21 protein-coding genes and 1 riboswitch are annotated in these 23,687 nt (G+C 72.7%); of the genes, 11 read left to right on the plus strand and 10 right to left on the minus strand.

From position 1 onward, the window contains the following. Nucleotides 1-115: 115 nt before the first annotated feature. Entirely contained in the window at nucleotides 116-1,144 is a 1,029-nt protein-coding gene (locus SL103_RS00515) for a cation diffusion facilitator family transporter (RefSeq protein WP_069566819.1), read from the minus strand. A gap of 296 nt (nucleotides 1,145-1,440) precedes the next feature. On the opposite strand from SL103_RS00515, the gene SL103_RS00520 reads away from it, so the two are divergent. The 3 genes from SL103_RS00520 (at nucleotide 1,441) to SL103_RS00530 (ending at nucleotide 4,165) form a co-directional block, all read left to right on the plus strand. Beyond that, entirely contained in the window at nucleotides 1,441-2,727 is a 1,287-nt protein-coding gene (locus SL103_RS00520) for a bifunctional cobalt-precorrin-7 (C(5))-methyltransferase/cobalt-precorrin-6B (C(15))-methyltransferase (RefSeq protein WP_069566820.1), read from the plus strand. Between the two features lie 107 nt (nucleotides 2,728-2,834). Next, a complete protein-coding gene (gene cobM, locus SL103_RS00525; RefSeq protein ID WP_069566821.1) occupies nucleotides 2,835-3,599 on the plus strand; it encodes a precorrin-4 C(11)-methyltransferase in 765 nt (254 codons plus the stop codon). Nucleotides 3,600-3,784: 185 nt separating this feature from the next. After that, complete coding sequence (locus tag SL103_RS00530) at nucleotides 3,785-4,165, plus strand: hypothetical protein (RefSeq protein ID WP_069566822.1); 381 nt, start codon at nucleotides 3,785-3,787, stop codon at nucleotides 4,163-4,165. Between the two features lie 9 nt (nucleotides 4,166-4,174). Here the strand turns inward: SL103_RS00530 and SL103_RS00535 are convergent, their stop codons facing one another. Continuing rightward, the gene (locus SL103_RS00535) at nucleotides 4,175-5,386 is read right to left on the minus strand and encodes a cobalt-precorrin-5B (C(1))-methyltransferase (protein WP_069566823.1); all 1,212 of its coding nucleotides are present in this window, start codon (nucleotides 5,384-5,386) and stop codon (nucleotides 4,175-4,177) included. A 17-nt stretch (nucleotides 5,387-5,403) separates the two neighbouring features. Here SL103_RS00535 and SL103_RS00540 point away from each other — a divergent pair, with 17 nt between their 5' ends. The 6 genes from SL103_RS00540 to SL103_RS37595 all read left to right on the plus strand — a co-directional run bounded on the left by SL103_RS00540 (nucleotide 5,404) and on the right by SL103_RS37595 (nucleotide 10,995). Beyond that, nucleotides 5,404-6,183, plus strand: coding sequence for a cobalt-precorrin-6A reductase (locus SL103_RS00540; RefSeq protein WP_069566824.1), 780 nt, complete (start codon nucleotides 5,404-5,406; stop codon nucleotides 6,181-6,183). A 485-nt stretch (nucleotides 6,184-6,668) separates the two neighbouring features. Further along, nucleotides 6,669-7,484, plus strand: coding sequence for a helix-turn-helix domain-containing protein (locus tag SL103_RS00550; RefSeq protein ID WP_069573221.1), 816 nt, complete (start codon nucleotides 6,669-6,671; stop codon nucleotides 7,482-7,484). Between the two features lie 102 nt (nucleotides 7,485-7,586). After that, nucleotides 7,587-8,147 carry a CchlQ gene (locus SL103_RS00555; RefSeq protein WP_069566826.1) on the plus strand — a complete coding sequence of 187 codons (561 nt, stop codon included), beginning with the start codon at nucleotides 7,587-7,589 and terminating at the stop codon, nucleotides 8,145-8,147. 362 nt (nucleotides 8,148-8,509) lie between these two features. After that, the gene (locus SL103_RS00560) at nucleotides 8,510-8,716 is read left to right on the plus strand and encodes a hypothetical protein (RefSeq protein WP_164492737.1); all 207 of its coding nucleotides are present in this window, start codon (nucleotides 8,510-8,512) and stop codon (nucleotides 8,714-8,716) included. 6 nt (nucleotides 8,717-8,722) lie between these two features. Next, nucleotides 8,723-10,402: an alpha/beta hydrolase gene (locus SL103_RS00565; RefSeq protein WP_069566828.1), complete on the plus strand. Its 1,680-nt coding sequence runs from the start codon at nucleotides 8,723-8,725 to the stop codon at nucleotides 10,400-10,402. Between the two features lie 5 nt (nucleotides 10,403-10,407). Beyond that, complete coding sequence (locus SL103_RS37595; protein ID WP_164492738.1) at nucleotides 10,408-10,995, plus strand: hypothetical protein; 588 nt, start codon at nucleotides 10,408-10,410, stop codon at nucleotides 10,993-10,995. Between the two features lie 51 nt (nucleotides 10,996-11,046). Here SL103_RS37595 and SL103_RS00570 read toward each other — a convergent pair whose 3' ends face one another. Genes SL103_RS00570 through cobG form a run of 3 tightly spaced genes read right to left on the minus strand, consistent with a single transcriptional unit; the run spans nucleotide 11,047 to nucleotide 14,617 of the window. Further along, nucleotides 11,047-12,612: a precorrin-2 C(20)-methyltransferase gene (locus SL103_RS00570; protein WP_069566829.1), complete on the minus strand. Its 1,566-nt coding sequence runs from the start codon at nucleotides 12,610-12,612 to the stop codon at nucleotides 11,047-11,049. A 2-nt stretch (nucleotides 12,613-12,614) separates the two neighbouring features. Beyond that, entirely contained in the window at nucleotides 12,615-13,247 is a 633-nt protein-coding gene (locus SL103_RS00575) for a precorrin-8X methylmutase (RefSeq protein WP_069566830.1), read from the minus strand. After that, nucleotides 13,244-14,617 carry a precorrin-3B synthase gene (gene cobG / locus SL103_RS00580; RefSeq protein ID WP_244303806.1) on the minus strand — a complete coding sequence of 458 codons (1,374 nt, stop codon included), beginning with the start codon at nucleotides 14,615-14,617 and terminating at the stop codon, nucleotides 13,244-13,246. The genes SL103_RS00575 and cobG overlap by 4 nt, the downstream gene beginning before the upstream one ends. 178 nt (nucleotides 14,618-14,795) lie before the next feature. Beyond that, nucleotides 14,796-14,924, plus strand: a riboswitch (cobalamin riboswitch). 36 nt (nucleotides 14,925-14,960) lie between these two features. On the opposite strand from cobG, the gene cobN reads away from it, so the two are divergent. After that, the gene (gene cobN / locus SL103_RS00585) at nucleotides 14,961-18,566 is read left to right on the plus strand and encodes a cobaltochelatase subunit CobN (RefSeq protein WP_069566832.1); all 3,606 of its coding nucleotides are present in this window, start codon (nucleotides 14,961-14,963) and stop codon (nucleotides 18,564-18,566) included. Between the two features lie 27 nt (nucleotides 18,567-18,593). Here cobN and SL103_RS00590 read toward each other — a convergent pair whose 3' ends face one another. Next, a complete protein-coding gene (locus SL103_RS00590; RefSeq protein WP_069566833.1) occupies nucleotides 18,594-19,346 on the minus strand; it encodes a DUF4097 family beta strand repeat-containing protein in 753 nt (250 codons plus the stop codon). A gap of 217 nt (nucleotides 19,347-19,563) precedes the next feature. On the opposite strand from SL103_RS00590, the gene SL103_RS00595 reads away from it, so the two are divergent. Continuing rightward, a complete protein-coding gene (locus SL103_RS00595; protein WP_069566834.1) occupies nucleotides 19,564-19,833 on the plus strand; it encodes a DUF1876 domain-containing protein in 270 nt (89 codons plus the stop codon). Between the two features lie 154 nt (nucleotides 19,834-19,987). Here SL103_RS00595 and SL103_RS00600 read toward each other — a convergent pair whose 3' ends face one another. From SL103_RS00600 to SL103_RS00615, 4 genes are all read right to left on the minus strand, one after another. Then, nucleotides 19,988-21,319: an LCP family protein gene (locus SL103_RS00600; RefSeq protein WP_069573223.1), complete on the minus strand. Its 1,332-nt coding sequence runs from the start codon at nucleotides 21,317-21,319 to the stop codon at nucleotides 19,988-19,990. Nucleotides 21,320-21,601: 282 nt separating this feature from the next. Beyond that, nucleotides 21,602-21,772, minus strand: coding sequence for a hypothetical protein (locus tag SL103_RS00605; protein ID WP_244303807.1), 171 nt, complete (start codon nucleotides 21,770-21,772; stop codon nucleotides 21,602-21,604). Between the two features lie 335 nt (nucleotides 21,773-22,107). Further along, nucleotides 22,108-23,073: a M56 family metallopeptidase gene (locus tag SL103_RS00610; protein ID WP_069566835.1), complete on the minus strand. Its 966-nt coding sequence runs from the start codon at nucleotides 23,071-23,073 to the stop codon at nucleotides 22,108-22,110. Nucleotides 23,074-23,076: 3 nt separating this feature from the next. Continuing rightward, nucleotides 23,077-23,580, minus strand: coding sequence for a BlaI/MecI/CopY family transcriptional regulator (locus SL103_RS00615; RefSeq protein ID WP_069566836.1), 504 nt, complete (start codon nucleotides 23,578-23,580; stop codon nucleotides 23,077-23,079). Between the last annotated feature and the right edge of the window lie 107 nt (nucleotides 23,581-23,687).

A 23,687-nucleotide genomic window follows, 5' to 3' on the forward strand; every position in this document is an offset into this window, starting at 1 on the left:
CGTCATCCGAGCACCGCGGCCCCCGCCGCCGGTGGCAGGCGGCCCGCTCGCGGCCCGGGTTCACCCGAGTGAGGGGCGGCGAACCGGGCCGGGACCGGGCGCCGGCCCTCGGCGCTCAGGGCCGGCGCGGCTCCTGGCGGTGCACCGGCCCGTGGGTGTCCTCGCAGTGCTCGCTGCCGGGACGCTCCGACCCGTCGGCGGCCGCGTGGCCGGGCCCCGGGCCCAGCGTCAGCACGTCGCCCGCGGAACCCTGTTCGCCGAGGTGGTCGACCTGGAGGGTGGCGTGCGTGATGCCGTACCCCCCGCTCAGCAGCTCCTGCAGGTTCCGGCGGACCTTGTGGCAGTCGCCGCCGGGCGCCACCAGGATGTGCGCGGACAGCGCCGGCTGCCCGGAGGTGATCTGCCAGATGTGCAGATCGTGCACCTCGACGACCTCGTCCTGGGAGACCAGCCGCTCGCCCAGCGCGTCCGGGTCCAGGCCGGCCGGTGCGGCCTCCATGAAGATCCGCCCGGACTCGCGCACCAGCCCCGTGCCGGCCCGCAGCATCAGCGCCACGACCACCAGCGAGGCGATGGCGTCGGCCCGCGTGAAGCCCGTGGTGAGCACGATCAGACCGGAGATCGCGGTGGCGACGAAGCCGAACAGGTCGGTGAGGATGTGCTGGTAGGCGCCCTCGACGTTCAGGCTGGAGCGGTTGGCCCTGGAGAGCAGCCAGGTGCAGATCAGGTTCACCACGATCCCGGACAGCGCGGTGATCAGCACCAGCCCGCCGGTCACCGCGGGCGGCGAGATCAGCCGCTGCACGGCCTCGTACGCCAGCCACACCGACAGCAGCAGCAAGGTGATGCCGTTGGCCTGCGCGGAGAGGATCTCGGCGCGCTTGAGCCCGTACGTGTAGCCGCCGCGGGCCGGCCGGGCGGCCAGCCGCATCGCGATCAGCGCCAGCACGATCGAGACCGCGTCGGTGAGCATGTGCGCGGCGTCCGAGATCAGTGCCAGCGACTGCGCCAGCACACCGATGACGACCTCGACCGCCATGTACGCGGTGAGCAGCAGCAGCGCTGCCCGCAGCCAGCGCCGGTCGGCGTCCGGTGACACCCCGTGCGAGTGGCCGTGGCCGTGGCTGTGCGCGTGCTCGGTCATGTCGGCGCTCCTTCCCGAGGTCTCGTTGCGAAGCAAACCGCACTTCGGCAAAAGATCCAAAGGCTGCATCGGTGACCGTTGTCATTCCCGTCCAACGGCCTATCGTGCCTGGTCAGAGCGGTGCGGACGGGGGCGCGCGGAAGCCGGGAAACGGACGTGGACCATCCGGTCCCGAGGGCGCACGGGCGCTGCCGGCGCCGGGCGGCAGCCCACAGCCCGGTCGCGGAGGCGCACCGACCGGTCAGTAGAGTTCGGCTCCGTCACCGAGCCAGTCTCCGATTCCGAGGTATCCGGCAGTGAGCCCCGCAGCACCCGCCCCGGCGGATCCCGACCGCCTGACCGTCGTCGGCATCGGAGCCGACGGCTGGGCCGGGCTGCCCGCCGCCTCCCGGCAGGCACTGTGCGACGCCGACGTCCTCATCGGCGGCGCCCGGCAGCTCGCGCTGCTGCCCGACGGGTGCGCGGGCGAGCGCGTCCCGTGGCCGTCCCCGCTGCGGCCCGCCGTCGCCAGCCTGCTCGCCACCCACGCCGGGCGCAGGGTGTGCGTGCTGGCCAGCGGCGATCCGATGTTCTACGGGATCGGGCGGACGCTGACCGAGGTGCTGGCGGAATCCGCCGCGGAGTCCCCCGGGCCCGCGGGCTCCGGGCACCCCGGCCTCCGCGTCCTGCCGCACCCCTCCTCGGTGTCCTACGCCTGCGCCCGCCTCGGCTGGCCGGTCGAGGACACCGAGGTCGTCACGCTCGTCGGGCGGCCCGCCGAAAACCTGCTGCGCGCGCTGTACGACGGCCACCGCCTGCTCGTGCTGTCCGCCGGGGCCGGCACCCCCGCCGAGGTCGCTGCCCTGCTGCGGGCGCACGGCTTCGGCCCGACCCGGATGCGCGTACTGGAGCAACTCGGCGGTGAGCGCGAGCGGTTGACCGAGGGCGTGGCCGCCGACTGGGACGCGCCGCCCGCCGACCCGCTCAACGTCCTCGCCCTCGACCTCGCCCGGGCCCCCGGCACCCCGCCGCTCTCCACCGTCCCCGGTCTCCCCGACACCGCCTACGAGCACGACGGCCAGCTGACCAAGCGTCATGTCCGGGCCGCCACGCTCGCCGCGCTGGCGCCGGCCCCCGGTGAACTCCTGTGGGACATCGGCGGCGGCTCCGGCTCCATCGCCGTCGAATGGCTGCGCGCCCACCGCGGCTGCCGCGCCGTCAGCGTCGAGCGGGACGCCGTACGGGCCGAGCGGATCGGCCGTAACGCGCGCTCGCTCGGGGTGCCGGCGCTGCGCGTCGTGCACGGTCCGGCGCCCGCCGCGCTGGCCGGCCTGCCCACGCCGGACGCGGTGTTCATCGGGGGCGGTCTGACCGCCCCCGGCCTGTTGGACGCCTGCTGGGAGGCGCTGCCCCCGGGCGGCCGCCTCGTCGCGAACACCGTGACGCTGGAGTCCGAGGCGCTGCTCGCCGACCGGTACCGGCAGCACGGCGGCGAACTGGTCCGGCTCGCCGTCTCCCACGCGGTACCGGTGGGCGGCTTCACGGGCTGGCGGCAGGCGATGCCGGTCACCCAGTGGTCGGCGGTCAAGCCCCCGGCGGGGTAGCCCCCGTCACCGCCCCGGCGGGGCAGCCACCCGCCACCGTGCCCGCGCCGCGAGGGGCACCCGCCCGTCCCCCGTCCCGTCCCCGTCCCCCAGGAGACCGCACAGCCATGACCGTCCACTTCATCGGCGCGGGACCCGGCGCCGCCGACCTGATCACCGTGCGCGGTGCCCGGACCCTCGCCGCCTGCGGGGTGTGCCTGTACGCCGGCAGCCTGGTGCCGCGTGAGCTGCTCGCCGAGTGCCCGCCCGGCGCCCGCCTGATCGACACCGCGCAGCTGGACCTCGACACCATCACCGCCGAGATGGTCCGCGCCCACGAGGAGGGGCACGACGTCGCCCGGCTGCACTCCGGCGACCCGTCGGTCTTCAGCGCGGTCGCCGAGCAGATGCGCCGGCTGGACGCGGCCGGGGTGCCGTACGACGTGGTGCCGGGCGTGCCCGCGTTCGCCGCGGCGGCCGCGGCCCTCAAGCGCGAGCTGACCGTGCCCACCGTCGGCCAGACCGTCATCCTCACCCGCGTCGCCCAGCGCGCCACGCCGATGCCCGAGGGCGAGGACCTCGCCACGCTCGGCCGCAGCGGCGCGCTGCTGGTCCTGCACCTGGCCGCGATGTACGTCGACCGGGTCGTCGGCGAACTCCTGCCGCACTACGGCGCCGACTGCCCGGCGGCCGTCGTCGCCATGGCCTCCCGCCCCGACGAACTGGTCCTGCGCGGCACCCTCGCCGACATCGCGGACCGGGTGAAGGCGGCGGGCGTGGTCCGTACGGCGGTGATCATCGTCGGCCGCACGCTGGGCGCCGAGCAGTTCCGCGACAGCCATCTGTACTCGGCGGACCGGGAACGCCCGCACGGACCCTGCGAACGGAACTGACCCCCTGTCACCCCGTGGACGCGTCAGCAGTGGCGTCGGCTGGGACATCTGACTGTTTATATGACCGCATCGGGGTGAATATCCGTTATCCGGCCTCCGGCGGCCGGTAAGCAACGTGCAACACCCAAGGGAGACCGCATCGACGGAGCACGAGCGGATCAACCGAAACGAAGGAGCACGCCACGATGCGCACCAGACTGGCCGCCGGATCGGTCGCCGCCGCAGCCCTGCTGACCCTCTTCGGCAGCAGCGCCGCCCTCGCCGACACCGCGCCCACCACCCCGCGGACCACCACCGACCCCGCACCGACGCCCGACCACTCGCGTTGGATGCACGACGACGCCGGCCGCACCCCCGCCGCCGCCGACTACTCCGGCCGGACCCGCGAGTCCGCGAGCCGGACCAGCGACCGCCAGGAGCGCCCGGACTGGATGCGGGAGAACCCGCTGCGGCTGACCACCTGTGCCCTCGGGACGGCGCTGACGGCGCTGACCGGCAGCGGCCGGGACTGCGTGGCGGACCGGATGGGCATCCACGTCAGGGCCGCCCAGGGGGCGCGCAAGTAGCGCGGACGCCTATCGGGACGGGGTGTTCCGGCGGACGTCGCCGGGCCCCCGTGGCTCCGCCCGCCCCACCACCAGCCCCGCCCGGTCGATGCAGATGACGTCGACCGCGACGGGCGCGCCCCGCAGCACGGCCAGCGCCTCGTCCCGTGCCGTCGCCGCCACCAGGTCCCCGAGCGGCACCCCGGCCGCCGCGCACAACTGGAGGGCGGCCAGCCCGGTGTTGGCCTCCGCCACCGCGCCCGCCAGCGCCTCGTTCGCCCCGCCGCGCCGGGCCAGCTCCGCGAGGAAGCCCTTGTCCACCTGCGACCGCGCCGAGTGCAGATCGAGGTGCCCGGCCGCCAGTTTGGACAGCTTGGCGAACCCTCCGCAGAGGGTGAGCCGGTCCACGGGGTGCCGCCGGAGGTACTTCAGCACCGCCCCCGCGAAGTCCCCCATGTCCAGCAGCGCGTCCTCGGGCAGGCGGTGCAGCGCGACCACGGTCTTCTCCGACGTGGACCCCGTACACCCGGCCACATGCGTACGTCCCGCCGCACGTGCCACATCCACCCCGCGCCGGATGGAGTCGATCCACGCCGAGCAGGAGTACGGCACGACGATCCCGGTGGTGCCGAGGATCGACAGCCCGCCCAGAATGCCGAGCCGCGGGTTCCAGGTACTGCGCGCGATCTCCTCCCCGTGATCGACCGAGATCTCCACCTCGACGTCCGGCTCCGCGCCGGGTGCCGCGGCACCGCCGCAGCGGCGGGCCACCTCGGTCAGGTGCTCCCGCATCATCTGCCGCGGTACCGGGTTGACCGCCGCCTCCCCGACGTCCAGCGGAAGCCCCGGCCGGGTCACCGTGCCCACCCCCGGCCCGGCCTTGAACACCACGCCGGACCCGGGCGGCAGCACCCGCACCCGCGCGCGGATCAACGCGCCGTGTGTCACGTCCGGGTCGTCGCCCGCGTCCTTGACCACCCCGGCCATGGCGCTGCCGTCGCCGGCGTCCAGCTCCTCCACGGCCAGCGCGAAGGACGGCGTCTGTCCCTTCGGCAGGGTGATCGTCACCGGGTCCGGGAACTCGCCGCCCAGCAGCGCGGTGTACGCGGCCGTGCTCGCCGCGGTCGCACACGCACCGGTCGTCCAGCCGTGCCGCAGACCGGTGTGCGCGAGCTGCGCACCACGCCCTCCCGCGGCCTGCCCGGAGCCCGGCCCCGTACCCTGCGGTTGCGCTTCACCCACGGAGGAACTCACATCCCATGTCCGACGCAGCACGCCCGCCACGCCACGTACTGATCCTCGGCGGTACGACGGAGGCCCGCAGTCTGGCCGCGACGCTGGCGGCGGAGCCGGCGCTGCGCGTGACGTCGTCGCTCGCCGGCCGGGTCGCCGCCCCGCGGCTGCCCGCCGGGGAGGTCCGCATCGGAGGATTCGGCGGCCCCGACGGCCTCGCCCGCTGGCTGCGCGAGCACGCGGTGGACGCGCTCATCGACGCCACCCATCCTTTCGCCGGCACGATCAGTTTCCACGCGGCCCGGGCGGCCGCCACCGCCCATGTTCCCCTGCTGGCCCTCCGCCGCCCCGGCTGGGTGCCGGGACCCGGCGACACCTGGCACCAGGTCACCTCCCTGGACGAAGCGGCCGCCGCCCTCCCCGCCCTCGGCAACCGCGTCTTCCTCACGACGGGCCGGATGGGTCTGTCCCACTTCGCCCACCTCACCGACCTCTGGTTCCTCGTCCGCTCCGTGGACGCCCCCGAGCCCCCGCACCCGCCCCGGATGGAGGTGCTCCTCGACCGGGGCCCGTTCTCGGTGGAGGGTGAGCGCGAGCTGCTGCGTAGGCATCGCATCGCCGTCCTCGTGACGAAGGACAGCGGCGCGGCGGCCACCGCCCCGAAACTGACGGCGGCCCGCGAGGCGGGCATCCCGGTGGTCGTCGTACGCCGCCCCCCGACCCCGGACGGAATTCCGACGGCAGCGAATCCGGCCGAGGCGGCGGAATGGCTCCGGCGACTTCTCAGCGAGGCCGGCGCGCGCTGAATCTGTTGGCTTCCCTTACCCGCTGTACCAATTCCGCTGTCCGCCGGCCCGCGTCTTCCGCATTTCGCGCCCCGCGTTCTGCCTCGCGGGTCGGCTCCGGCGCTTTCTCTTCGCCGCCCACCGAACCTTTCACCGAGCTTCCCCGCGCAATGCCCCGGCCAGCTGACGCGCGGTCTGCGGCGTACAACGCCCCAGGTCCACGAGTGGCCGTGGGAAGTCCCCCACCAGCGACACTCCGTCCAGTGCCAGCGAGGGCAGGGTCACGCCCGCCCCTTTCAGAGCCGCCCGCAGCTCGTCCCGCGCCTCCTCCGCGTCCCTGACCGTCCTCGCCGCCGAACTGTGTTCCACCAAGGCCATCAACCTTCTCCGTTCTCGTCCTGTTCGGGAAACAAACTCCCAGTACGGAACTAGAGTTGTGGCCCGGCGCCGGTTTGCACCAGGTGGTCGGCGTTGTCTTCGCACCCGACAACAGAGGGGATCTGGAGATGGCCGAACTGTGTTTCGAGGAGGAGGACATGGCTCGCCAGGTGCTCGCCGGGCAGCTCCGACGGTTACGTGAAGCATCCGGAAAGTCACTTGCCCAATTAGCTAGCGAAACGAATTACGACCGCACGTACCTGAACCGTTTGGAAAATGGCGAGCGGCTGTCGAAGTTGGCCGTGATGGAAGCGCTTGATGCGATCTACGACACGGGCGGACTGCTGGCCGATCTGTGGAAGCTTGCACAGCGGGATGCCTTCAAAGACAAATACCAGGCATTCATGCAGCGTGAGGCGATCGCCGTGGTCAACCATAAGTACTCGCTCGCCATCCCTGGGCTCCTGCAGACCGAGGCGTACGCCCGGACGCTGTTGTCCTCCGCCCCGATGCCCCTCAAGGCGGGGGTGTTGGAGGAACGGGTCGCCGCCCGGCTCGGCAGGCAGGCGGTGCTGCAGCGGGACCCACCGCTCAGCGTGCGGTTCATCATCGATGAGTCCGCACTGCGACGACCAACGGCGGACCGCGTCATCTGGCGTGAGCAGCTGACCCACATCCTGGCCGCCTCGGAGCAGTGGAACATCACCGTTCAAGTGCTTCTGCTGGCCGCGGGCGATCACGATCTCGTGGGCGGGCACCTCTCGCTTCTGTGGATGCCGGACGGGACGTCCGTCGCCTACCTGGAGGGCAGCAAGTCCGGCGGACTGGTCGAAGACCCGGACAAGGTGACCAGGTATCGGGTCTCCTATGAGCGGCTCCGTGACATGGCCCTCTCGCCGCCTGATTCGGCATCATTCATCGCACAACTGGTGGAGGATTGCTGACCATGGGGACGGTCCCGGCCACAACCTCGACCGTCAGACGAGCGGCGGGCGAGGGGGACCACGCAACGACCCCGAAGGTTTCGTGAGCGTGAAGGGGGACGCGTGGACTGGGGGACGCTCGTTGCGACCGTGAGTGGTGGGCTGATCGCCCTCTCCGGCACGGTGCTCGCCGAAAAGCTACGGCGCCGGCACGAGGACGACCGCAGCAGCGAGACGAGGCGGCGGGCGGTGTACGTCGAGTTCATCACGGCTGCCGGCGTCTGCCACGCGCGGCTGCGGCAGCTCGCCCAGGACCCGGACGCCGAGGCGGACCTCGAAGCCGCCGCCCGCCTGGCACTGGCCGACGCCGCGATCCACGAGGTGCGCGAGCGGCTCTTCATCGACGCGACGACCGAGATCGCCGGCGCCGGCCAGGCGATGTTCGAGCGACTCCGCGCCCTCCAGCGGGTCGTCGCGACCGGCGCCTGGCAGACCTCACCCGCCTTCCACGACGTCTACCACCCCTACCTGGACGCCGTCTGGGCCTACCGCGTGGCCGTACGCCAGGAACTGGAAGACGGCTCCTTCTCCCCCACGGCCTTCGGCTGGGAGGCGTGGGACGGCAAGGACCGGTGCGCGGTGTGCCGGGCCGGGCGAGACGGAGCATTGCCCGTCGAGGCGTGAACGAGGGTCCCGGAAAACTCCCCGTATCTCCCTATGGATCGCCCAAGTTGACCCTGTCGGGACGCATCCGGCAGATGCATTCCGGTTGAAATCTGGCCAGATCACGGCTTGCTGAGGTGTGAACAGTCGACGTCACGTAGGGTGACAGGCTGTCAAATGCCGGTTGACCTGCCGGAACAGAAGAAAAAACGGGGATCGGGGGAATCGTGCCGGGTGTCAAAGTAAATCCAACGGCGCTTAGAACCGCTGCCGGGCATGGCGAAGAGATGCAATCCGGGGTGGGCGCTGCCGTCGGAAATCTGAGTGCTCAGCATCAGGGCGTGCCCGGGGAGACCGGAGGGTTTGAGTTCTCCGGCGAGCTCATGAGGACGCTGCAGAGCTGGCAGGACCGTCTCGGTGACGTCAAGAAGGAGTGCGGCGAGGTCGCCCACTCGCTCAGGGGCACAGCGGGCAACTACGAGCAGAACGACGAGCAGACGGCCAATGCGTTCCGGCCTGCCGCAGGATCTGCCGCCTCCGTTCGCCCGGCGAAGCAGAGCGCTGCTCGCTACGACAGCCCCTTTGGATGATGCTCGATGACTCTGACCGTGCGAGACCTCCAGAACCTTCGCTTCTCCGCGCTGGAAGGCGCCAAGGACGAGTGGGCGCAGATCGCTCGGCGCCTCGGGGGCTATTGCGACCGAGTGGACGCGCACATGCTCCGGCCGTTGAGCCATGAATGGTCCGGCGAAGCGTCCGACAAGGCGCGGAAGCGCATGACCCGCCTGAGCGACAACTTCCAGTTCAGCAGCCAGGAATGCGCCTTGGTGGAGACGACTTTGGACGGAGCCATCACCGAGCTCCGGGCGCAGCAGAAGCTCCTGCACCAGGTACTGGACGAGGCGACCCGCAAGGGCTACCGGGTGGCTCCGACGGGTGAGGTGATGTACGCCGACGAGGGCGACATACCCACCGGAGACCCTGACGCGGGAGTGCCGGCGAAGGAGCAGGAGCGACTCGGTCTCGAAAACGACATATTCGATGCCTTACGGGGGGCGGAAGAGATTGACGCCCGCTACCGCCTCGCTCTGACGAAACTTCGGGTCGGTCGCGGGCTTTCCGTGAACGGTCTGGAGTCGGACAGGGATGCCGCGGCCATTTCCAAGATTGCGGGTGTGGCCGTCGGGCTCGACTCCGCTCCTGCCAAGGGCACGGACCCGAAGAAGGTCCGGGACTGGTGGAAGGGCCTGAGCAAGGAGGAGCAGGAGGAGCAACTGGCGCTCAACCCGAGCCTCATCGGCAACCTCGACGGCATTCCGGCAAGGACGCGGGACAAGGCGAATCGCGTCAACCTTGACCGGCTGATCGACATGTATCCGCCGGGCACGCCGATGTCACCCACCGTGGCGCGGCAGCGTGAGGGCTTCGAGGCAATCAAGAACCGCTTGGAGGGGGACTCGGGGAAGGAACCGGAACCGCTTCTGCTCGGCATCGGCCCAGAAGGTCAGGGACGGGCCATCCTGTCGTACGGAGATCCCGACACGGCGGACAATGTCGCTGCCTATGTGCCCGGGCTCAACACCCAGCTCAGGGACGTGGGGGCTGAAGACGGCGACCGTGCTTTGAATGTCTGGGATTCGGCTCAGGATGCCGGCGACGGACGTAAGACAACGGCCTCGATCGTCTGGTTGGGGTATGACGCTCCACAGGCAGGCACGGACAGGCTCTCCGATAGTGACCTTTCGGTCGCTGACCGGGAGCGGGGCCAGAAGGGCGGTGCGGCCTTCGGGCAGTTTCTCGATGGCGTCCAGGCGACGCACCAAGGTGAACGTCCCCATGTGACGGCCATTGGGCACAGTTATGGGTCATTCACCGTGGGGCAGGCTGCCCAGCGCGAGGGCGGGATTCCTGCCGACGACATCATTCTGGTGGGAAGTCCCGGAACCGGAGCCCAGAGGGCCGAGCAGCTTGGGGTGGGAGCGGACCACGTGTGGGCAGGTGCAGCGGAGAGTGATCTGGTCACGCATGCCCCATCTAACTTTGAAACCCTCCCCGGCGGCGCGATAGCACATTTGAGCGATCCGCATGAATTGCACTTCGGTCAGGACCCGGCCAGCGAGGAGTTCGGCGGGCGGCGGTTCGGCGTCGCGGACGGCGATTCTCCGGCCTCTCACTCCAATTACTTTGACAGGGATAAGGGAGGCGACTCGCTAACTAATATGGGTGCGATTGTGGCTGGCCGCCCGGAAAAAGTTACATTTCAGGGAAGGCGGTAAGGGTGATGGGTTGGCGGAAATTCTCCCTGGCAGCCGCCAGCGTGACGCTCGTCTCGGGATGCCTTGGCGGCTGTTCGGTCCTGCGCGGGGATGACGACCCTGAGCCGACCCTGAAACCGCATCAGGCTGTCAAGCGGGTCGACTCGGTTCTGGAAGATACTTTTAAAGCGGTACGCCCTGGACTCAAGTGGCGCGATGGCCCAGTAAGAACGTCGGAACGCAGGAATTCGTTCACCAATACCGCAAATGGTGAATTGACTATTGGTAGGACTCGGTATGTGCGCACCAAGGTGTCGAAGGGGAAGATGGCCAAGCTGCTTAGTGTGGTCGACAGGGCTTGGAGAGCTGCGGGGTTCAAGATCGTGCAGGCGCGTCCCAAATTGCCCTCGCTTTCCGCTGCGGCGCCAGACGGCTGCATTGTTAAGTTCTCGGTAGGCGGCTTCGGGCAGGTTCGTTTCGATGCCGGTGTCGGTGCCATATCTCCCGGACACGGGTTTCACGTCGAGGGAGAGGAAGGCGACAAATTCCCCAAGGCGCCCAATGGCGGTCCCGACTACACCCCGGACGTGCGGGACCCCTACTGGTCCAAGTAGCGGCGATGGCCCCTGGAATCCAGGGGCCATCGCGGCAGATGGGGGCGCGCCCTACCCCTCCGGATACCTCCGCGGTGTCCACACCACGTCCGTGCCGTCGGCGCGGCGGGCCGCCTGGGTCTGGGAGGAGCCGATGATCAGGAGGGTGCGCATGTCGACCTGGGTGGGGTCGAGGTCGGCGAGGGGGACGGTGCGGACGGATTCCTCGGGGCCGCCGATGTCGCGGGCGAGGATGACCGGGGTGTCCGGGGCGCGGTGTTCCAGGAGGAGTTCGCGGGCCTTGCCGACCTGCCACGTACGGCTGCGGGAGCCGGGGTTGTAGAGGGCGAGGGCCAGGTCCGCGGAGGCCGCCGCGTGGAGGCGTTCGGCGATGACCTCCCACGGCTTGAGGCGGTCGGAGAGGGAGATGACCGCGTAGTCGTGGCCGAGCGGGGCGCCGGCGCGGGCGGCGGCCGCGTTGGCGGCGGTGACGCCGGGCAGGACGCGTACCGGCACGGAGCGGTACGGGTCCTGGGAGGCGACCTCCACGACGGCGGTGGCCATGGCGAAGACACCCGGGTCGCCGCCGGAGACCACGGCCACCTTCCGGCCGCGCCGGGCCAGGTCGAGGGCCAGCTCGGCGCGTTCGGACTCGACCTTGTTGTCGGAGGCGTGGCGGCGCTGGCCGGGGCGGACCGGGACGCGGTTCAGGTAGGTGGTGTAGCCGACGAGGTCCTCGGCGGCGGCCAGGGCGCCGCGGGACTCCGGGGTGAGCCAGAGGGGGCCGGCCGGGCCGGTGCCGACGACCACGACCTCGCCGGGGCCGGACGGGGCGGTGGCCTCGTCGGCCTCCGATCCGGGCACGCGGTAGGACTGCTCGGCGACGCGGCTGGGGACGACCGTGACGGAGAAGTAGGGGACCGTGTCGGTGGCGGGGTCGATGGCGGTGAGGGCCTCGGTGCGTTCGCCGGGCATGGTGGCGCGCTCGACGTAGTGGGCCTCCGGGAGGCGGCCGGAGCGTTCCATGGCGCGGCGGACGGTGGGGAAGGTGCGGCCGAGCTTCATGACGACGGCCGTGTCGGTGGCGGCGAGGCGGGCGGTCAGTTCCTCCTCGGGGAGGGTGCCCGGAAGGATCGTCAGGACCTCGTCGGCCTCGGCGAGCGGCTTGCCCAGGCGGGCCGCGGCGGCGCTGATCGAGGTGACGCCGGGGATCACCTCGGTCGGGTAGCGGTGTGCCAGCCGCTTGTGCATGTGCTGGTAGGAGCCGTAGAAGAGCGGGTCGCCCTCGGAGATGACGGCGACCGTGCGGCCGGCGTCGAGGTGCGCGGCGAGGCGGGCCGCGGCGGCCTCGTAGAAGTCGTCCAGCGCGCCGCGGTAGCCGCCGGGGTGGTCGGTCGACTCGGTGGTGACCGGGTAGACCAGGGCCTCCTCGATGTGGTCGGCGCGCAGGTGCTCGGCCGCTATGGAGCGCGCGATGGACCGTCCGTGCCGGGCGCTGTGGTACGCGATGACGTCGGCCCCGGCGATGACCTGTACGGCCCGTACGGTCATCAGGGACGGGTCACCGGGGCCGAGGCCCACTCCGTAGAGGCGGCCGGTCGTCCGGGTACCGGTGCCGGGTGCCTGCTGCTCGCTCACGCTTACTCTTCCTCGCTTGCAATGGCGTTGATCGCGGCCGCGGCCATGGCGCTGCCGCCCCGGCGCCCGCGCACCACGATGTGGTCCAGCTTCGACGGGTGGTCGATCAGCGCTTCCTTGGACTCGGCGGCGCCGATGAAGCCGACGGGTATGCCCAGCACGGCGGCGGGGCGGGGCGCCCCCTCCTCGATCATTTCGAGCAGGCGGAAGAGCGCGGTGGGCGCGTTGCCGACCGCCACCACGGCGCCGTCCATCCGGTCCCGCCACAGCTCCAGCGCGGCGGCGCTGCGGGTGGTGCCCATCCGCGCGGCCAGCTCCGGCACGGACGGGTCGGCGAGGGTGCACAGCACCTCGTTGCCGGCCGGGAGCCGCTTGCGGGTGACGCCGCTGGCGACCATGTTGGCGTCGCACAGGATCGGCGCGCCGTCGCGCAGCGCCTTGCGGGCGCGCGCCACCACCTCGGGGGTGAAGGCCAGATCGCGTACGAGGTCGACCATGCCGCAGGCGTGGATCATCCGGACCGCGACCTGGCTGACGTCGGCGGGCAGCCCGGCGAGGTCGGCCTCGGCGCGGATGGTGGCGAAGGACTGGCGGTAGATCGCCGCACCGTCCTTCTCGTATTCGAACGCGGTCACTGTGGCCTCGTTTCCTGTGTTGCTGGTGATGCGTCCGGCCGTACGACCGAGACCTGGTAGCCGTCCGCCGTCGCCAGGACGTCGACCCAGGTGCCGTGGGGGTGGCCGCAGCGGCGTTCGCAGCCGGACCAGTAGACGGGTGCCCCGGGCGCGGCGGCCGTGGAGCCGGCGGGCACCGGCGCGCCCGCGGCGACCGCGCGCGCCAGGTCGGCGCGGACGTCGGTGCGGGATTTGGCGCAGCCGGGGCGGCCGGTGCAGGCGCCGAGCCGGTGCCAGGGCGAGGACGGGTCGGTGATCAGCCCGGCGGCGGACAGCGCGGCGAGCCGGCCGGCGGCCTCGGCGGCCGGCAGGCCGGGCAGGACCACGCCGCGCCAGGGCGTCAGGCGCAGCTCACCGCAGCCGTGCCGCGCGGCGGTGGTGGTGAGCAGGCGCCACTGGGCGGCGCTCAGCCGGCCCAGGGGGGCCAGGACGGACAGCGCGTGGCGGCCGTCGGGGCCCTCGACGACGCCCGGGGCGGAGGAGTCCGCGCGGGCGGTGGCGCCCCGCGGCCCCGTCGTGGGCCCGGCCGTCGCGGTGAAGGCGCCTGGCCCGTCCGGGACATGGGTCGCGGCGATGCCCGTCGCCCGTAGTGCCCCGGCCACGTCCCGGGCCGTCAGCGCGTGCTCCTCGGGCAGTTCGCGGACCCGCCAGGCGCCGGAGCCGCTCGCCTCCGCGGCGGTCAGGAACGCCTCGGCGGCGGCGAGTGCGGCGCGCGGTGCGTCCGGGGCGGCGATCCGCAGCGCTGCCGGGTCGTCACCGACCCGCAGCAGCGCGGTGCCCCCGCCGCCGTCCGTGCCGTCGTCGGCCCCGCCCCGTTCTGCGACCAAGCTCACATCGCCGCCGAGCGCCGCCACATCGCCCCGCCCGTCGTCCAGGACGAACAGGAAACGGCCGGACAGCGCGGTCGCGGACTCGCTCGCGCACAGCAGGGCGTCCAGGCGCCGGGCCCACCACCGCACGTCAGCGGGGGTGTGCCGGTCCAGTCCGGCCAGCGGGGAGGCGAGGATGTTGCGGATGCGCTCATGGCGGGCGGAGGGCAGCAGCCCGGCGTCGTCCAGCAGGCCGGCGAGCCGGCCGGCGCAGCCGTCGGGCAGGCCGCGGAGTTCCACGTTCCCGCGGGAGGTGAGGGAGAGGAAGCCGTCCCCGAGCTGCTCCGCGGCGTCGGCCAGCGCCAGTGCCTGACGCACCGTCAAGTCTCCGGCGGGTACCCGCACTCGGGCGAGCAGTCCGTCGGCCGCGGCGTGCAGCCGCAGCGCCCCCGGGCAGGCGTCACCGCGGTCCCGCAGGGGCGGTGCGGACCCAAGGGGCCGGATCGAGGGGGAGGGCGGCATGGCGGCGAGCATACCCACGACGGCGGGCGGTGGATCCGGGGCGGATCCGGCCGGCCACCGGCCGCGGACCGGCCACGGCCGGGCGGGCGGAGCCTCCCGCGACCGCGGCTCCCAGGGCCCGCTTACCTCGCCGGCCCACAGCCCTTACTATGCAGGTCGGTGGGTCGGCTGGCCCGCCGGACGCCAGCGACGGCGCCGGGCCCTGCGGCCCGAGGGAGGAAGCCCGGTGAGAATCCGGCGCGGTCCCGCCACTGTGAACCCGGCCGGTCCGGGTGAGTCAGGAACTCCCGCCGTCCTTACGACCACCCGGGGCGCGGACACCCCGAGGAAGGGCTGCGCCCGCATGCTTCTCCTGCTGTCGACCTCCGACACCGACCTGCTCAGCGCCCGCGCGGCCACCGGCCCCGTGCCGTACCGGCTCGCCAACCCCGCCCGCCTCGACGCGGCCGAGCTGCCCGCCCTGCTGGACGGCACCGACCTCGTCGTCGTCCGCCTCCTCGGCGGCATCCGCGCCTGGCAGGAGGGGCTCGACGTACTGCTCGCCGAGGACCAGCACCGCCCGGTCGTCGTGCTCACCGGTGAACAGGCCCCCGACGCCCAGCTCATGGAGCAGTCCACGGTGCCGGTCGGCATCGCGGCCGAGGCGCACGCCTACCTCGCGCACGGCGGCCCCGCCAACCTCGACCAGCTCGCCCGCTTCCTCTCCGACACCGTGCTGCTGACCGGCCACGGCTTCGAGCCGCCGGCCGCCGCCCCCACCTGGGGGCCGCTGGAGTGGGAGTCCCGCAACGCGACCGGTCCGTCCGTCGCCGTGCTCTACTACCGCGCCCACCACATGAGCGGCAACACCGCCTTCGTGCGGACCCTGTGCGAGCAGATCGAGGCCGCCGGCGGCCGCGCCAACCCGCTGTTCGTCGCCTCGCTCCGCGCGCCCGAACCGGAGCTGCTCGACGCGCTGCGCACCGCCGACGCGCTGGTCACCACGGTGCTCGCGGCGGGCGGCACCAAGCCCGCCGGGGCCTCGGCCGGCGGCGACGACGAGTCCTGGGACGCCGGCGCGCTGGCCGCGCTCGACGTGCCGATCCTCCAGGCGCTGTGCCTGACCGGGCCGCGCAGCGCCTGGGAGGAGAACGACGAGGGGCTGTCCCCGCTGGACGCGGCCAGCCAGATCGCGGTCCCGGAGTTCGACGGCCGGCTGATCACCGTCCCGTTCTCCTTCAAGGAGGTCGACGAGGACGGCCTGCCGGTCTACGTCGCCGACCCCGAGCGGGCCGCCCGGGTCGCCGGCATCGCCGTGCGCCACGCCCGGCTGCGCCACATCCCGGCCGCGGACAAGCGCCTCGCGCTGGTGCTGTCCGCGTACCCGACCAAGCACTCCCGGATCGGCAACGCGGTCGGCCTGGACACCCCCGCGAGCGCGGTGGCGCTGCTGCGCCGGCTGCGGGAGGAGGGCTACGACTTCGGCACCGAAGAGGTGCCCGGCCTCGCCTCCGGCGACGGCGACGAGCTGATCTACGCCCTCATCGAGGCCGGCGGCCACGACCAGGAGTGGCTGACCGAGGAGCAGCTGGCCCGCAACCCGGTCCGCATCCCGGCCGCCGACTACAAGCGCTGGTACGCCACGCTCCCGCAGGAACTCCGGGACTCCGTCGAGCAGCACTGGGGGCCGCCGCCCGGTGAGATGTTCGTCGACCGCAGCCGCAACCCCGACGGCGACATCGTGCTGGCCGCGCTGCGCCGCGGCAATCTGCTGATCCTCATCCAGCCGCCGCGCGGCTTCGGCGAGAACCCCATCGCGATCTACCACGACCCCGATCTGCCGCCCTCGCACCACTACTTGGCGGCCTACCGGTGGATCGCGGCGTCCGCCGACGACGGCGGTTTCGGCGCGGACGCGATGGTCCACCTCGGCAAGCACGGCAACCTGGAGTGGCTTCCGGGCAAGAACGCCGGGCTGTCCGCCGCCTGCGGCCCGGACGCCGCGCTCGGCGACCTGCCCCTGGTCTACCCCTTCCTGGTCAACGACCCCGGCGAGGGCACCCAGGCCAAGCGCCGGGTGCACGCCACCCTCGTCGACCACCTCGTCCCGCCGATGGCCCGCGCCGAGTCCTACGGCGACATCGCGCGCCTGGAGCAGCTGCTGGACGAGTACGCGGCGATCTCCGCCATGGACCCGGCCAAGCTGCCGGCGATCCGCGCACAGATCTGGACGCTGATCCAGGCCGCCAAGCTCGACCACGACCTGGGGATGGACGAGCGGCCCGACGACGACGGCTTCGACGACTTCCTGCTGCACGTCGACGGCTGGCTGTGCGAGGTCAAGGACGCCCAGATCCGCGACGGCCTGCACGTCCTCGGTGGCGCGCCGACCGGTGCGGCCCGCGTCAACCTCGTGCTGGCCGTGCTCCGCGCCCGGCAGATCTGGGGCGGCACCTCCGCGCTGCCCGGGCTGCGCGAGGCGCTCGGCCTGGACGAGTCCGCGGCGACCCGTACGACCGCCGACGACGCCGAGGAGAAGGCCCGGGCCCTGGTCCAGGCGATGGAGGACGCCGACTGGGACCCGGCGGCGGTGGCCCGCGTCGCCGAGGGCCACCCGGCCGCGGTCGCCGACATCCTCGACTTCGCCGCCCGCGAGGTCGTCCCCCGGCTGGCCGCGACCACCGACGAGATCGACCACGCCGTGCACGCGCTGAACGGCGGGTTCGTCCCGGCCGGCCCGTCCGGCTCCCCGCTCCGCGGCCTGGTCAACGTCCTGCCGACGGGCCGCAACTTCTACTCCGTCGACCCCAAGGCCGTCCCCTCCCGTCTCGCCTGGGAGACCGGCCAGGCCCTGGCGGACTCGCTGCTGGAGCGCTACCGCACCGACAACGGCGCGTGGCCGCAGTCGGTCGGCCTGTCCCTGTGGGGCACGAGCGCGATGCGCACCAGCGGCGACGACGTGGCCGAGGCGCTGGCCCTGCTGGGCATCCGGCCCGTGTGGGACGACGCCTCCCGCCGCGTCACCGGTCTGGAGCCGATCGCGGCCGCGGAGCTGGGCCGCCCCAGGATCGACGTCACCCTGCGCATCTCCGGCTTCTTCCGGGACGCGTTCCCGCACGTCATCGGGCTGCTGGACGACGCCGTGCGGCTGGCCGCATCCCTGGACGAGCCCGCCGACGAGAACTTCGTACGGGCCCACGCCCAGGCGGACCTGGCGGCGCACGGCGACGAGCGCCGCGCCACCACCCGGATCTTCGGCTCCCGCCCCGGTACGTACGGCGCGGGCCTGCTCCAGCTGATCGACTCCCGCGACTGGCGCACCGACGCCGACCTCGCCGAGGTCTATACCGTCTGGGGCGGTTACGCCTACGGCCGCGGTCTGGAGGGCCGCCCGGCGCGCGCCGAGATGGAGACCGCCTACAAGCGGATCGCGGTCGCGGCCAAGAACACCGACACCCGCGAGCACGACATCGCGGACTCCGACGACTACTTCCAGTACCACGGCGGCATGGTCGCCACCGTCAAGGCGCTCAAGGGCCGGGCGCCCGCCGCCTACATCGGCGACTCCACCCGCCCCGAGACGGTCCGTACCCGGACGCTGGTGGAGGAGACCTCCCGGGTCTTCCGGGCCCGGGTCGTCAACCCCCGCTGGATCGAGGCGATGCGCCGCCACGGCTACAAGGGCGCCTTCGAACTCGCCGCGACCGTGGACTACTTGTTCGGCTACGACGCCACCACGGGCGTGGTCGCCGACTGGATGTACGACAAGCTCGCCCAGACCTACGTCCTGGACCCGGAGAACCGCGCCTTCCTCCAGGAGGCCAACCCCTGGGCCCTGCACGGCATCGCCGAACGCCTCCTGGAGGCCGAGTCCCGCGGCATGTGGGAGAAGCCGGACGCGGAGACGCTGGCCGCCCTGCGCGAGGCGTTCCTGGAGACCGAAGGGGAGCTGGAGGGCGAGGACGGCTGACGGGCCGCGCCGCACCGGCGCGGGGCGTCAAGAGGCGGTGGTGCCGGCCGTGATGTCGCCGTTGCCGGTCGTCAGGTCCAGCCGCAGCGTGCCCGACGGGTCGTCGGGCACGCTGATGTCCTTGCCGCCGCTGCCGGTCGTGGCGGAGACGCGGTAGCGGGCCTCGGGCACCCGTACCGTGAGGGAGCCGTTGGAGGTCTTGGCCCGGACGCTCTGCGGGGTGGCCGCGGTGAGATCGATCTCCCCGTTGGTGGTCTCGGCGTCGATGTGCGAACCGGACAGGGCGCGGCCGGTGATCCGGCCGTTGGTGGTCCGTACGTCGACCGGGCCGGTCACCCCGTCCAGCTCGACGCCCCCCGAGCCGGTGCGCACCTCCACCGCGCCCACCCCGCTCAGGTCCAGCGCACCGTTCGAGGTCTTCCCGCTCACCGGGAGGCCCGCCGGCAGCGCGACCGTGTAGTCCACCGAGCAGCCGTCACCGCAGCCGCCGAGCACCAGCACGCCGTCCTCGACGCGGTGGGTCGCCCGTTCCGGACGGTGTCCGTGGTACGTGACCGCGCGGTGCACCCCCACCGTGCCGCTGCTCCCGCCGTCCGGCGCGGTGCCGCCGCGGAGCGTGACGTCGCCCGACCCGCTGTCCAGCCGGACGGCCGTGATCTTCGTCGGCACCACGGCGTCGTCCCGGAACGTCTTGCCCGGCAGCAGGCCGCAGGCGCTGATGCCCAGCACCCCGGTGCAGGTGAGTGCGGCGGCCCCGACGGCGCGGACGCGCAGATGCATGAAGTCCCCCGGTGTGCGCGGTGGTTGCTGGGCCGGCCGGACGTCCCCCGCCGCCGGCCGGATGCCTCACGCTAGGGCCGCGGCCGTGGCCGCTGCCATGGGGTAAACCCCACGGTCGGGGTGCGGCGGGCCCCAGGTGCGTGGCGCGGGCGGCGGTGCGACGATTTTCGTGGGGGCAGGTCCTGTGCTGCGTAGGGGCGTACCGAGGAGGCTTCCGGTGACCACGAAGACATGGAAAGCCGAGATCACCATCACCGAGACCGACAGTGAGGTCAGGGCCGAGGCCAGGCTCCGGGGCAAGGAGGGCGGGCAGATGGTCGGCCAGGGGACGGCCCGCTGCAACCCCGCCGATGAGAACGTCCCCGCCATCGGGGACGAGTTGGCCGTGGCCCGGGCGATGTCGGACCTCAGCCACCAGCTGCTGCAGCGGGCCGCGCACGACATCGAGGTGCACACGGCCCGTCCGGTGGAGCGGCTGCAGGCTTGAGGGCCGCCGGGACCGGCGGCCGAGGAGGCGCCCGACGGGATCGGGTGAACCACGCGGGCCTCCCGGGCGCGGCAGCCGCGCCGCCGCCCGGCGGGCCCCTTGCGCTCCGACCGCGTCGGGGGGAACGCAGTCCCCCAGGTTGCGTCGGCGGCCCCTAGCCGGTCGAATCCGCGGAGAAGTCCGGCCCGATCGTCAGCGTCACCGCGCCCGGTGTCGCCGAGGTCGACTCCGTCGCCTTGATGCCGCGCAGGTGGCCGGTGAGCACCTCGCTCTGGGTCTTGAGCGCGGCGGGATAGGTGACGGTGGACTTGTCCGTCGCGGGGGCGTTCCCGGTGCCGATCACGTTGAAGCCGAGCTTGCGCAGCTCCTCGGCCGCGGCGGCGGCCTGGCCCGGGGTTCCGGTGCCGTTGAGGACGCGGACCTGGACGGAGTGCGCGGTGACCGGGCTCTTGGCGGCCTCGGCGAACTTCTTCTTGCCGGCGGCGCCGATCTCGCGGTCGTGGGCCAGATCGCTGAACAGCTCGGTGGCCTGCGGGTACTGCCAGACCACATTGGCCTTGTCGGTGGGGACGTCGGCCTGGCGGTAGTAGTTGGGGACGGTGAGGAAGGTGAGGCGGTCGCTGGGGATGTCCTTGACCGTCGAGGCGAGGTCGTAGAGCGGCTTCAGGCCGGCCAGTTCCGTGTCGGTGGTGATCGACTTGGTCGCCGAGTCCAGGAAGTCGTAGAGCTCACCGGGGCTGGTCAGCTTCTCCTGCGCCTTTTTGCCGAGCGCCTTCATGAACTCCTGCTGGCGGCCGATCCGGCCGAGGTCGGAGCCGTCGCCGACGCTGTAGCGGGTCCGGACGTAGCCCAGCGCCTTCTCGTCCTGGACGTTCTGGCACCCCGCGTCCATGTCGAGGTGGGCCTTCTTGTCGTGGATGGCGTGCTTGGGGCAGACCTCGATGCCGCCCAGCGCGTTGACCATGCCCTTGAAGCCCTGGAAGTCGACCGAGGTGAAGTGGTCGATGCGCAGCCCGGTGTTCTGCTCGACGGTCTTGATGGTGCAGGCCGCGGCCTTGTTGATCTTTCCGGTGTCCCCGCCGATCGAGAACGCCTCATTGATCTTGAAGTGGTGCGGGGTGGACTTCGAACCGTCGCCGCGGCTGCAGGCCGGGATCTTCACCCAGGAGTCGCGCGGGAAGGACACCGCGGTGGCCCACTCGTGGTTGGCGGCGATGTGCAGCACCATCAGCGTGTCCGACTGCATGGTGGTCAGGCCCTTGCCGTACTTGGCGTTGGCCCCGGCGCGGCTGTCGGACCCGACGACCAGGATGTTCTTGGACCCGGGGCTGAGGTTGACCGGCCGCTTGCCGTCGATGCCGATGTCCGCGCCGTGGATGTTGCCGTCCAGGTGCTGGTAGACCCAGGCACCGACACCGGCCGTGGCGAGCAGCAGGACGCCGAGCACACCGCCGGTCCAGGCGACGATGCGGCCGCGCCGGGTCACCCGCACGCCACCGGATTTGCCCGCTCTGCGGGAGCCGCCGGCGCGGCGCGAGGAACCGGTCGACCTGCGACGGGAGGTGTCGCCGTCCGTACGGGAGGTGTCGGCGCCGCCCCGTCGGGCCGTCTGCTGGTGCGTCTGCCTGTCATGCACGCCGATGGCCCTTCTGGTCCTTCTGTTCCCGGTGATACGGGTGATGAGAGTGAGGTGGTGCGGGGAGAGGGGCGGTTTCACGTGAAACGGCCCGCGAGGTCGACGGCAGCGGCGCCGGGTCGGGATGACGGGTCAGATGCCGGTGCTGGGCAGGAGCCGGATGGACTCGGGGTCGTAGCGGTGCCAGCGCGGGCCGTCGCCGGGCAGGGTGCGCAGCCGGCAGCACAACTCGCCCGCCTCGTCCGTCCACCAGGCGCTGATCCGGCCCAACTCCCATGTGCCGTCCGGGTATTGGACCTCCACGGGCTGATAGACCCATCGCACCTCCGCCTCTGGAGGCGGGCAGTCCCAGCTCAGGAGTCCGCACCTCGTCGCCATCTCCCCCTCCGGCCGCGCCCGTTGCGCATGTGTGCGCGCAACTGTACCGGGAAGTTCTACAGGGGTGTAGAAGTCGCCGGTCATGCGCCCGCTCACTGCGTCCCGCGGGGCACACCCCCGGGAGAGTCAGGGATCAGTGTGCACGGAGAGCGGACGTGGTGCCCCGAGAACGTCAAACCGGGCGCAGGGGGAGTCTCGGGAGTCATCGGAAATCAGGGAAAACCGGCGCAGCCCGGCAATCCGGGTCGAAACCCGGTGAATCAGAGCGGTGTCGCCGCCTTGAGGACGAGGAACAGCGCCACCGCCGCGTTCAGGGCGGAGAGCGCGGAGGCGGCCGTACCCGCCGCGGCGACCAGGGCCGCCAGGCCCGCCGGGGTCAGCGCCGGCGGCCAGTGCCGGGCCGGCGGCACCGGCCCGAGCAGCGCCGCCACCCGGCGCGGTACGGGCCCCGGTTCGGGCGCCGCGAAGTGCGCCAGCTCCGGGGCGGGCCCGGGCCGCGCGATCAGTGCCGCCCGGCCCACCGCGCGGGCGGTCAGCCGCCGGTCGCCGACCGTCCGCGCCGCCTCCTCGTCCGCCCAGCGCTCGGTGGCGAAGCCGACCGCGGAACGCAGCGGCAGCAGCAGCGGGTTGACGCAGCCGGCCAGGCGTACGGCGAGCAGATAGCGGTGGTGGCGGCAGCGCAGATGCGCGCGCTCGTGGGCGAACAGGGCGCGCCGCTCGTCCTCGTCCAGGCTGTGCAGCATGCCGCGGGAGACCGCGATCCGGCCGGGACGGGCGGGCCGGCCGGGGCGGGCGGGGGTGCCGGGCACGGCGTAGGCGTAGGGAGCGTCGTCGGGGAGCACGGCCGGGTCGGCGCCGGCCGGCAGGACGTCCAGCGCGCGGTGGGCGCGGGCCCGGATGCGGCGGTGCCGGCGCAGCGTCCCGCCGCACGCCGTGAGCGCCGCGGCCAGCAGCGGGATCGCGGCGGCGCCGGCGACCTCGGCGTACGGCACCGCGGCCCGCACCTCCGGGTCCGACCAGCCGTCGGGCAGCGGATTGCCGGGGAGCTGCGCGGTGCCGACGACCATCAGCAGGCCCAGGCAGAGGGTGCTGCACAGCCCGAGGACGGCCGCGAGCAGGGTCAGCAGACGGGTGCTGACGCGCGGGTGGAGGTGCTGCTCCGCGAGCCGGGCGATCGGCAGCGCGGTGACCGGCAGGACGAGCGGCAGGAACACGAAGACGCCCACCGGTCAGCCTCCGGGGAGGTGGTCCGAGGGATCGCGGGGGCCGGGGGCGTCCGGGGCCGCCGCGCCGCCCTCGCCGGGGGCCGGCTCCTCGTCGGCGGCGGCGCGGTCGAGGAGGGTGCGCAGCAGCTGCTCGTCGTGCGCCGAGAGCGCCGAGACGAAGCTGGTCAGCACGGCGTCCCGGTCCGGTTCGCCGTCCAGCACGCGGCGCATCCGCAGCGCGGCGAGCCCGGCCTCGTCGGCGGCCGGGGTCCACACGTAGGCGCGGCCGGACCGCTCGCGGGTGACGGCCTGCTTGGTGTGCAGCCGGGACAGGATCGTCATCACGGTCGTGTACGCGAGGTCGCCGCCGAGCCGTTGCTGTACCCAGGCGGCGGTGGCCGGGCCGGGAGAGTGGTGCAGCGCGGCCAGCACCTGGGCCTCCAGCTGCCCCTGTCCGCGCCGGCGGGCGCGCTCGCGGCCGGGCCCGCCGAGGTCGCCCAGCGACTTCCCGAAGGGCGTGCCGCCCATGTCGTGGCCTCCCGTCGCGCAGGGTGTCCCGCCGGCCGGGACGTCGGGCATCTTACTGACCGCCCGCCTGCCGGGTGGCCGGATCCGGGTGGTGGGAGGCGCCCTCG

It is taken from the genome of Streptomyces lydicus, from assembly GCF_001729485.1.
Taxonomy (GTDB): Bacteria; Actinomycetota; Actinomycetes; order Streptomycetales; family Streptomycetaceae; genus Streptomyces; species Streptomyces lydicus_D.